At 59.5% G+C, this 9,707-nt stretch carries 9 protein-coding genes; 5 read left to right on the forward strand and 4 right to left on the reverse strand.

The window, feature by feature from the left end; all coding sequences use genetic code 11:
- Positions 1 to 1,352 (reverse strand): histidine phosphatase family protein (locus NW820_RS03555; RefSeq protein ID WP_414406697.1); only part of this gene is annotated, 1,352 nt, incomplete at its 3' end.
- A 377-nt stretch (positions 1,353 to 1,729) separates the two neighbouring features.
- On the opposite strand from NW820_RS03555, the gene murQ reads away from it, so the two are divergent.
- The 5 genes from murQ (at position 1,730) to NW820_RS03580 (ending at position 7,762) form a co-directional block, all read left to right on the forward strand.
- Entirely contained in the window at positions 1,730 to 2,659 is a 930-nt protein-coding gene (murQ, locus tag NW820_RS03560; RefSeq protein ID WP_414406698.1) for an N-acetylmuramic acid 6-phosphate etherase, read from the forward strand.
- A gap of 21 nt (positions 2,660 to 2,680) precedes the next feature.
- Positions 2,681 to 3,967, forward strand: a complete 1,287-nt coding sequence (locus NW820_RS03565; RefSeq protein ID WP_414406699.1) for a recombinase family protein — start codon at positions 2,681 to 2,683, stop codon at positions 3,965 to 3,967.
- 371 nt (positions 3,968 to 4,338) lie between these two features.
- Positions 4,339 to 5,175, forward strand: coding sequence for a ferredoxin:protochlorophyllide reductase (ATP-dependent) iron-sulfur ATP-binding protein (gene bchL, locus NW820_RS03570; protein ID WP_041437180.1), 837 nt, complete (start codon positions 4,339 to 4,341; stop codon positions 5,173 to 5,175).
- 168 nt (positions 5,176 to 5,343) lie between these two features.
- Positions 5,344 to 6,321 (forward strand): protochlorophyllide reductase, encoded by a 978-nt coding sequence (locus tag NW820_RS03575; RefSeq protein ID WP_414343916.1) that lies wholly within the window; start codon positions 5,344 to 5,346, stop codon positions 6,319 to 6,321.
- Between the two features lie 40 nt (positions 6,322 to 6,361).
- Positions 6,362 to 7,762, forward strand: a complete 1,401-nt coding sequence (locus NW820_RS03580; protein ID WP_414406700.1) for a ferredoxin:protochlorophyllide reductase (ATP-dependent) subunit N — start codon at positions 6,362 to 6,364, stop codon at positions 7,760 to 7,762.
- On the opposite strand, the gene NW820_RS03585 is transcribed toward NW820_RS03580, so the two are convergent.
- From NW820_RS03585 to NW820_RS03595, 3 genes are all read right to left on the reverse strand, one after another.
- Positions 7,759 to 8,001 carry a hypothetical protein gene (locus NW820_RS03585; RefSeq protein ID WP_414406701.1) on the reverse strand — a complete coding sequence of 81 codons (243 nt, stop codon included), beginning with the start codon at positions 7,999 to 8,001 and terminating at the stop codon, positions 7,759 to 7,761. The genes NW820_RS03580 and NW820_RS03585 overlap by 4 nt on opposite strands.
- 38 nt (positions 8,002 to 8,039) lie before the next feature.
- Positions 8,040 to 9,350, reverse strand: a complete 1,311-nt coding sequence (gene hemL, locus NW820_RS03590; protein ID WP_414406702.1) for a glutamate-1-semialdehyde 2,1-aminomutase — start codon at positions 9,348 to 9,350, stop codon at positions 8,040 to 8,042.
- A gap of 78 nt (positions 9,351 to 9,428) precedes the next feature.
- A partial coding sequence (locus NW820_RS03595; RefSeq protein WP_414406703.1) for a DUF4404 family protein occupies positions 9,429 to 9,707 on the reverse strand: 279 nt, incomplete at its 5' end.

Below are 9,707 nucleotides of genomic sequence, written 5' to 3' on the forward strand. Positions count from 1 at the left end.
GACAGATGGGTGGTGAGGTTCAACACCTTCAAAACCGGGGCACCCTCCTTGCCTTCTGGATAGTCGATCACCGTAATGGCGCCATTCCCCTGCTTGAAGATCCAAAAGGCTTGGGGGGAAAGGTCGAACAACTGACAGATGATCGCCTTGTTGATGGCATCGTGGGCAACAACAACCGCCGTGCCCTGAGGAAACTGGGCTGCGGTGATGGCCAAAAGCTCCTGCCAAGCGGAGCGAGTGCGCTCCCACACCTGGTGAAGGTTTTCCCCATTGGGCATCTGCACACTGGCGGGATCCCGTTGCCAGCGCTCCAGCTCGCCGGGGTATTCGGCTTCGACTTCGCTTTGCAGCTTGCCCTCCCAGTCGCCGTGGCAGATCTCTTGCAAGTCGGGCATTGGGCGCAAAATGAGGTTGCTGTGGTTGCTGCAGATGGCATCGGCTGTGGCCCAAGGGCGCTTCAGGGGGCTGGAGAAGGCCAGTTGCAGAGGTTGAGTGGCCAAAAATTCTGCCACCTTGGCTGCCTGTTCCTCCCCGGTGGCATTGAGGGGGATATCCCGCTGCCCTTGAAAACGGCGCTCTCGGTTCCATTGGGTTTCCCCATGCCGCACCAGCAAGATGCGCATCCCCTGCTTGCGCTTGGGCAGGGCTTGGCCGAGGTGAGCGGTGATGTTCAGAGATTCCAGTTGTGGCGGCCCCTGCAGGCCCTCGGGAAAATTGAGAACGCTGATGGCGCAGTTATCCTGCCCAAGGCGGTGATAGTGGTGTGGCCCCAGGCCGATGGCGGTGCTGACCAGGGCGCGATTGATGCCGCTGTGGCCCACGATGAGGATATTGAGGGGCTGCCTTGGGGAGGGATCCGCTCCATGGTTCCAGGGGCCCGAAGCCGATTGCAGATGGAAAGCCAGCATTTCCCAAAACCCCTGCGCCTGCTGCCAGAGATCCCGCACCGGAAAGCGGCCCTCCAGCTCCAGGTTGTCGGGATGGTGCCGCCACAGATGGTAATCTTCGGGGTATTTCTCCTGCACCTCGGCAAAGGTCAGCCCTTCCCAGGCCGTCAGGTCGATCTCCCGCAGTTGATCGGTGATGTGCAGAGGGATCCCTTCTCGGTCTTTCAAAAGGATGCGAGCTGTCTCGAGGGCGCGAGACAGGGGGCTGCAATAGGCGCAATCCAACGGGATCCCGGCCAGGGCCTCGGCTACACGCTGCGCCTGCACTTCTCCAGTGGGGGTGAGCCGGGAGAGATCGGAGCGGCCTTGAATGCGATTTTCCAGGTTAAAGGTGCTCTCACCATGGCGCACGATCAAGATGCGCAGGGCAGGCTGGTCGCGGTAGCGGGACGGAGTCCTTGCCATCGCTTGCATGGACTTACTCATCGCAGTAGCGGGACGGAGTCCTTAGAACACCTTCTAGAGTACCGCCACTGGGCGGCGCTCGCCTTCGTCAATTCACCGGTTGGGCTGCCGACTGAGGCGTATTTGGGCTGGTCGCCGCTTGTGATGGGGGCATCTTTGGAGAATGGCCGCGCTGCGTTTCCGCTGGCAGAGGTTTTGGTTGAATGGACGTTGGCGAAGGGGGCCGGCTTGGTGCTCCTTGCCCTTGTTGTGGTGCTGTTGGCGCAGTTTTTCCCTCCACTGCTCCCTCAGGAGAGCCCCCTGCCACCGATAGAATCCGAGAAGACAAAGTGTAGGATCCCTGAAGGCGGATCCCTCTTGCCTGGACAAGCGCTGCCATGGTTTCTCCACAATTGGCTTGGGATCCCGGATCCCTGACCGAAAGCCCCAACCCGGCCACAGCCGAGATCGACCGTCTCAGCACCTGGGAACTGGTGAAACGGATCAACGCTGAGGATCGGCGGGTGCCGGAAGCGGTGGCTGCTCAGGCGGAGCCGATTGCCCAAGCCATCGATGCCATTGCCCAGCGGATGCGTCACGGCGGGCGGCTGATCTATATCGGGGCAGGAACCTCAGGTCGCCTGGGGGTACTGGATGCGGCTGAGTGCCCACCCACTTTTGGCACTTCCCCCGCACAGGTGGTGGCTTTGATCGCCGGGGGGGAAAAAGCCCTGACCCAGGCGGTAGAAGGCGCAGAGGATGACGCGGAAGCGGCTGCCCGCGCTCTGGAGAGTCTCCACCTCCAAGCTCAAGATAGTGTGGTGGGAATTGCTGCCAGCGGTCGTACCCCCTATGTGCTGGGTGGGATCCAAGCCGCTAGGAGCATGGGGGCGCTCACGATTGGCCTGGCCTGTAATCACCCTTCTCCTCTAACCGAGCAGGTGGATATTGCTATTGCCCCTTTGGTGGGGCCGGAGGTAATCCTCGGATCCACCCGCATGAAAGCCGGCACAGCCCAAAAGTTGGTGTTGCATACGATCTCCACCGGGGTGATGATCCGCTTGGGCAAGACCTATGGCAACCTAATGGTGGATCTCCAGGCCAGCAATGCCAAGCTCAAGCAGCGGGCGGAGCGAATGGTGGCCCTAGCCTGCGATCTGGATCCCGCCGCGGCTGCCCAATTGCTGCAGGCTTGTGATGGAGAGGTCAAAACCGCGATCCTTGTGGCCTTGCTGGGGTGCTCTGCTCAAGAGGCCCGTCAGCACTTGCAACAGGCCCAGGGCAGAATTCGCCAGGTGCTTGATTCCGTTCTGGCGCAGCGGCGGTGACAATAGTTGAATGGCTTGTCCATGAGCGTTTGCGGCTACCTCTACACGCCTTCCCATGCTCCTTTGCCGGAACAGGAGTTGGCCTGGCTCCAGGGGCGAGGGGCCGATCCCATCCTGCACGATTGGGGATCCCGAACTCATTTGGAGGAGCTGTTCCGACGCATCACAGCCGGCTGGGTGCAGGAAGTGCTGCTCTTGCGCCTGTCGGATCTGGGGGATCGGGCGGATGAAATCCACGAGCGGCTGCTGCAAATCCAACACTCCGGGATCCGCCTCAGCTTGGTCACCGAATCCGGCCTGCAAACCCCCACCAAGGCTGCCGATTGGATCCCCCTGCTGGCCGAGATCCCCCATCAGTTGCAAAGCCGCCGCCTCTGCTGCAGCCAAGCCCAAAACCGCCTGGCGGGCAAACCCCCCCCTGGCCCTGCCCCCTTTGGCTACCGCCGCGAAGGGGAACGCTACGTGCTGGATCGCCGGCAGGCCAGCATCGTTCAGGATTTTTTCCAGCACTTTCTCCTCTACGGATCCCTGCGGCAGGCGGTGCGCTTCTTGGAGGAAAAACACCACAAGCGGATTTCTGTGGCCACCGGACGCAACTGGCTGCTCAACCCGGTATACCGCGGGGATCTGGCCTATGCCGACGGCACCACCTTGCGGGACACTCACCCGGCCCTTCTCAGCCGCACGGAAGCCGCCCAGATCGATCGCTGGCTCAAACGCAACCAAGGGATCCCTCGCCGCAGCGCCAGTGCTCCCCGCGCTTTGGCCGGCCTGGTTCATTGCTGCGCTTGTGGCAGCCTTCTGCGCATTGTGCAAACCACCCCTCGCAAGGGGAAAAAGAACGGATCCCTCTACCTTTATCTGCGCTGCCAAACCTGTCGCTACAGCCTCCCCTACACCGAAGTCCTGCAGGAGGTGATCCGGCAGGTGTGCGAACAACTGCCCCAACGCGCCCAGACGCTGGATCGACAAGCCCTCACCCAAGTCCGCCAAGAGCTGCAAGCCCAAATCCAGGCCAACGCCGAGCGGCTGCGGCAATTGGAAGAGCTGCAGCAATCTGGACTAATGGACGAGGCCTCCCTGGCCCAGCGTCGCTACCAGTTGCGAGCAGAGACGGCCCGCTTGGCCCAAAAGCTGGAGCAACTCCCCCCCGCCAACCTCACCCAGACCATCCAAACCCTCTCCATCCCCCCCTTCTGGCAAGACCTCAGCGAGACCGAACGGCGTGCCTACCTGCGGGAATTCCTGCGCCGTATCGAGGTGGATTCTGCAGGAGCGGTGCGAGTTACTTTTGCCTTCGATCCCTGAGAGCGAAGGGTTCTCCCCACCTTCCCCCCAGAATTGAGACCATTCTTGATTCTTTCTCAGCCCAGACCTGCCTCAGCGCCAAGCCAAGAGGACAGGATCAGCGCCATGGCATAGCTGAATCCTTCCCGATTTGGGTGAATTGTCATCTGGAATTGTTTTCTTTTGATCACTGATGAAAGTATATCTAAAACTAAAATCGGGAAAAACATCAAAAATCGACTTGAGAAGCCCTGGGAACTTTCTTAGGACCATTTGCAAGATCTGGGAACTTCTAGCTTTTTGAGGGATCCACCTTTATCCTTCGCAACAGTTCTCAGGGGGCGGGTTGGCTGCCGATAATGTCCCTTGTCTGCCCCATGGAGGAACGCGCTGTGAAATTGGCGGTTTACGGAAAAGGTGGGATCGGCAAATCCACCACCAGTTGCAACATCTCGGTGGCCTTGGCCAGGCGGGGCAAAAAGGTCTTGCAGATTGGCTGTGATCCCAAGCACGATAGCACCTTCACCCTGACCGGCTTTCTCATCCCCACCATCATCGACACTCTGGAAGCCAAGGGCTATCACCACGAAGACATCTACCCAGAAGATGTGATCTACCGCGGCTACGGCGGCGTGGACTGCGTGGAAGCGGGTGGGCCCCCGGCAGGGGCCGGCTGTGGCGGCTATGTGGTGGGGGAAACCGTCAAACTCCTGAAGGAGCTGAACGCCTTCGATGAGTACGATGTCATCCTCTTCGATGTGCTGGGGGATGTGGTGTGCGGCGGTTTTGCGGCTCCCCTCAACTACGCCGACTACTGCCTGATCGTAACCGACAACGGCTTTGATGCCCTGTTTGCCGCCAATCGGATTGCTGCCTCGGTGCGAGAAAAGGCCAAAACCCGCAAGCTGCGGTTGGCCGGGCTGATCGGCAATCGCACCAGTAAGCGGGATCTGATTGACAAATACGTCTCGGCAGTTCCCATGCCGGTTATCGAGGTGCTTCCCCTCATTGAAGATATTCGCGTCTCGCGGGTCAAGGGCAAAACCCTCTTCGAGATGGCGGAAACCGATCCCAGCCTGGAGCCTGTCTGCCAGTACTACCTGAACATCGCCGATGAGCTGCTGGCCCGTCCGGAAGGGATCGTGCCCCAACCTGCCGAGGATCGGGAGCTGTTTGCTTTGCTCTCCGACTTTTACAACACTCCAGCCCGCCAACTGGCCTTGGTGTAAGGGATCCCCTGCCAGCGGGGGCAGTGTGTCCAAAAATGAAGCCACTGTTTCGGAAGACTGTCGCAAACCTTATCAATTTGTTGTCCGATCCGCTTTCCACTCCAAGATGGATCCTGCAGGGATCCCTGGGGATCCCGCTTTGGGAAGGAAATGGCACAGGAGTTGGATATGCAAGGACAAGAGCAACCCACCGTCGTGATTACCGGAGCTTCCTCGGGTGTTGGCCTATACTCAGCTTTGGCCTTGGCCAAGCGCGGCTGGCACGTGGTGATGGCCTGTCGGGATCTGGACAAAGCCTACCGGGCGGCCCAGCAAGTGGGGATCCCCCAGGGCAGCTATACCCTGATGCAGATCGATCTGGCCAGCTTGGCCAGCGTGCGGCGGTTTGTCGAGCAGTTCCGCAACTGGGGCCGTTCCTTGGACGCCTTGGTCTGCAATGCCGCCATCTACATGCCCTTGCTCAAGCAGCCCCTGCGCAGCCCGGAAGGATATGAGCTGACCATGGCCACCAACCATCTGGGGCATTTCTTGCTCTGCCACTTGATGCTGGAGGATCTGAAACGCTCCACCTATCCGGATCGGCGGCTGGTGATCTTGGGCACGGTTACCCACAATCCCAAAGAGCTGGGGGGTAAGATCCCACCCCAACCCCACCTGGGGGATCTGCGGGGGTTTGCCCAGGGCTTCAAGGATCCCATCAGCATGGCGGACGGCGGCAAATTTGAACCGGTGAAAGCCTACAAAGACAGCAAAGTCTGCAATATCCTCACCATGCGCGAGCTGCACCGCCGCTTCCACGAAAGCACTGGCATCACCTTCCTCTCCCTCTATCCGGGGTGTGTAGCCACCACGGCTCTGTTCCGCCATCACTATCCCCTGTTTCAAAAACTTTTCCCCTGGTTTCAAAAAAACATCACGGGCGGATTTGTTTCTCAGGAATTGGCCGGAGAGCGGGTGGCCCAAGTGGTGGCCGATCCCGAGTTTCGTCGGTCGGGATTCTACTGGAGCTGGGGTAACCGGCAACGCAAGAATGCCAAGCCCTTTAACCAAGAAGTCTCTGACGAGGCGGCAGACGATGCCAAGGCCAAATTGCTTTGGGATCTCAGCGAAAAATTGGTGGGTGTGCCCCAGTTGGTAGCCCTCTAGTTGGCAACGTTCCCTTCTTTTATGTTTTTAGGAGACGAGCATGAATGCTGCTTTGGATAGTGCCAATGCCCTTAACTTTCAGTGCGAAACCGGCAACTACCATACCTTTTGCCCGATTAGTTGTGTAGCTTGGCTTTATCAAAAAATTGAAGACAGCTTCTTTTTGGTCATCGGCACCAAGACCTGTGGCTACTTTCTGCAAAATGCCATGGGGGTGATGATCTTTGCCGAGCCCCGCTATGCCATGGCCGAGCTGGAAGAGGGGGATATCAGCGCCAAGCTCAACGACTATGAGGAGCTGAAGCGGCTGTGCCTGCAAATTCAACGAGATCGCAATCCCAGCGTGATTGTTTGGATCGGCACCTGCACCACCGAGATCATCAAAATGGATCTGGAGGGCCTAGCCCAGAAGCTGGAAGGGGAGATCGGGATCCCGATTGTGGTGGCCCGGGCCAATGGCCTCGACTACGCTTTTACCCAAGGGGAAGACACGGTTTTGGCCTCGATGGCTCAGCGCTGCCCAGAGCAGGTGCGGGCAGAGGAGCAGGAAACCCGCGGGGGTCTCCAGGCGCTTTTTTACGGGCTCCGCTCTGGAACAAAGAAAGAGGAGGAAGGCTTCCACAAGCATCCTCCCTTGGTGATCTTCGGCTCGGTGCCCGATCCGGTGGTTACCCAACTCACCCTGGAGCTGAAGAAACACGGGATCCGCGTCTCCGGCTGGTTGCCGGCCAAACGCTATGGGGAGCTGCCGGCCATCGAGCCGGGCACCTATGTGGTGGGGGTGAATCCTTTCCTCAGCCGCACAGCCACCACGCTGGTACGCCGCAAAAAGGCTAAGCTCATCACCGCTCCTTTTCCCATCGGGCCGGATGGCACCCGCGCCTGGATAGAAGCCATTGCCCGCGAATTGGGGATCCCAACGCCAGGCTTGGCAGAGCGGGAAGCGGAAGTGTGGAACCATCCCCAGGTTCGGGATTATCGGGAGCTGCTGCGGGGCAAGAGCGTTTTCTTCATGGGCGATAACCTGCTGGAGATCTCGCTGGCCCGTTTCCTGGTGCGCTGTGGCATGACGGTGCAGGAAATTGGGATCCCTTACATGGACAAACGCTACCAAGCGGCTGAGCTGGCCCTCTTGGAGCGCACCTGCGAAGAGATGGGAGTGCCCAAGCCCACCATCGTAGAAAAGCCGGATAACTACAACCAAATCCAGCGCATCAAGGCCCTGCAGCCGGATCTGGTGATCACAGGTATGGCCCACGCCAACCCCCTAGAGGCACGGGGGATAACCACCAAGTGGTCGGTGGAGTTCACCTTCGCCCAGATCCACGGCTTCGGCAACACCCAGGCTCTGCTGGAGCTGGTGACCCGACCGCTGCGGCGCAATGCTGCCCTCAAAGGCTTGGGTTGGGAACGGTTGGTGCGGGAAGAAGCCCCTGTCTAATTCTCCGGCTCTTCGTTGTCGAACAGTAGGCCGTCCAGGTGATCCGGCAGTTGCTGCCGGTCGATCCAGACCATGCCCGCCAGAATAGCTTCGGCCTCGTTTTGAAAGTAGCCGTAGGCTTTGGTGCCAATCTCCGACTCGCAAGAGCCATCTTGCTGGAGCAGTCGGCAGCGAAAGATAAACCCCTTCTCTGTAGCTTGGGTGGTGATGCTCCAGTTGCGATGGATATGCTCGGCCATAGCAGGGATCCCGGCTCGAAAGAGGGTGAATTGCAGACTCAGAGGGTGCTCAACACCTCTCGCGCTGCGGCCAAGGTTTTCTCCACATCGGCCTCTGTGTGGGCCAGGGAGGTGAAGCCTGCCTCAAATTGCGAGGGTGCCAGATAGACTCCCCGCTCCAACATGCCGCGATGGAAGCGGGCAAATTTCTGCAGATCAGCAGTCTTGGCCTCTTCGTAGTTGCGCACCGGGCCGGCAGTAAAAAAGAAGCCAAACATGCCGGGCAGATAGCCCCCGCACATCTCATGCCCCGTTTCCCGCGCGATCTGCAATAGCCCCGTCGCCAACTTCTCGGTAATCCGCTCCAGATACTCGTAGGTGCCCGGGCGGCGCAAAATGTCCAGTGTCTGGATCCCTGCTGTCATGGCCAGGGGGTTGCCGGAAAGAGTCCCTGCCTGATACATCGGCCCCGCTGGAGCCACCATTTCCATAATTTCTCGCCGACCGCCATAGGCCCCCACCGGCAGGCCGCCACCGATGACCTTGCCCAGGGTCGTTAAATCGGGGATGACCCCAAACTTGGCCTGTACACCGCCATAGCTGATGCGAAAGCCGGTCATCACCTCGTCAAATACCAGCAGGGCCCCGTACTTTTGGGTGAGATCTCGCAAGCCTTCCAAGAAGCCCGGCTGGGGGGGAATAAAGCCGGCATTGCCCACCACCGGCTCTAGGATGACTCCGGCAATGGAGTCGGGGTGCTGTTCAAACAGGGCCTTGACTGCCTCCAGGTCGTTGTAGGGAGCCGTCAGCGTAGCGCTGGTAGCTGCCTTGGGCACCCCCGGCGAGTCTGGCAAGCCCAGCGTGGCCACCCCCGAACCGGCTTTCACCAAAAACATGTCCGCATGGCCGTGGTAGCAGCCCTCAAACTTGATCACCTTTTCCCGACCGGTATAGGCCCGCATCAAGCGCAGCACCGCCATGCAAGCTTCAGTGCCGGAATTGACAAAGCGCACCATCTCCACACTGGGCACCGCCTCAATGACCCGCTCCGCCAGTTCATTTTCCAGAACGCAAGGGGCGCCGAAGCTGGTGCCTTTCTCCAAAGCTCGGCGCAGAGCCTCAATGACCTCGGGGTGAGCGTGGCCAACAATCGCAGGCCCCCAACTGCCGATGTAGTCGATGTATTGGTTGCCGTCCACATCCCAGGCGTAGGCCCCTGAGACGCGGTCGAACACGACGGGATCCCCGCCCACCGACTTGAAGGCCCGTACCGGAGAACTAACCCCCCCCGGCATGAGGCTTTGTGCCCGGGCAAAAATCTGTTTGGAGCGGGCGGTGTTAAACGAAGTGGAGTGGAGAGTGCTGGTCATAGAGCAGGAGCTTTCAACGCATTACCAAGGCTAGCAAGCAAGGGAGCTTTCTGGTGAGCCCTTTTACCGACCATGAAACTACAAACCCATTCCCGCCAGCGTGTCGATCACCTGCTCCAGGATCAGGGTAAGGTTGGGATGCGAGGTCTCGAACAGGCCCAGCGCCTCTCCGATGCGATCCCTGGGGCCTTGGCTCGGTTTGCTCTCGGTTCGGGATCCCAGATCGGCCAGCACCGCCTCCACTTCCTGGCGAATGGTGGCAATGTGCTGCCGCTGCTTTTCGTCCAGGCCAGGGGTTTTTTGCAGCTCAACATCCAGATCGCGCAGCAGTTGTCGCAGTTTCGATTCGGCCATTCT

The sequence above is a fragment of the Synechococcus sp. R55.7 genome, assembly GCF_047461955.1.
Taxonomy (GTDB): domain Bacteria; phylum Cyanobacteriota; class Cyanobacteriia; order Thermostichales; family Thermostichaceae; genus Thermostichus.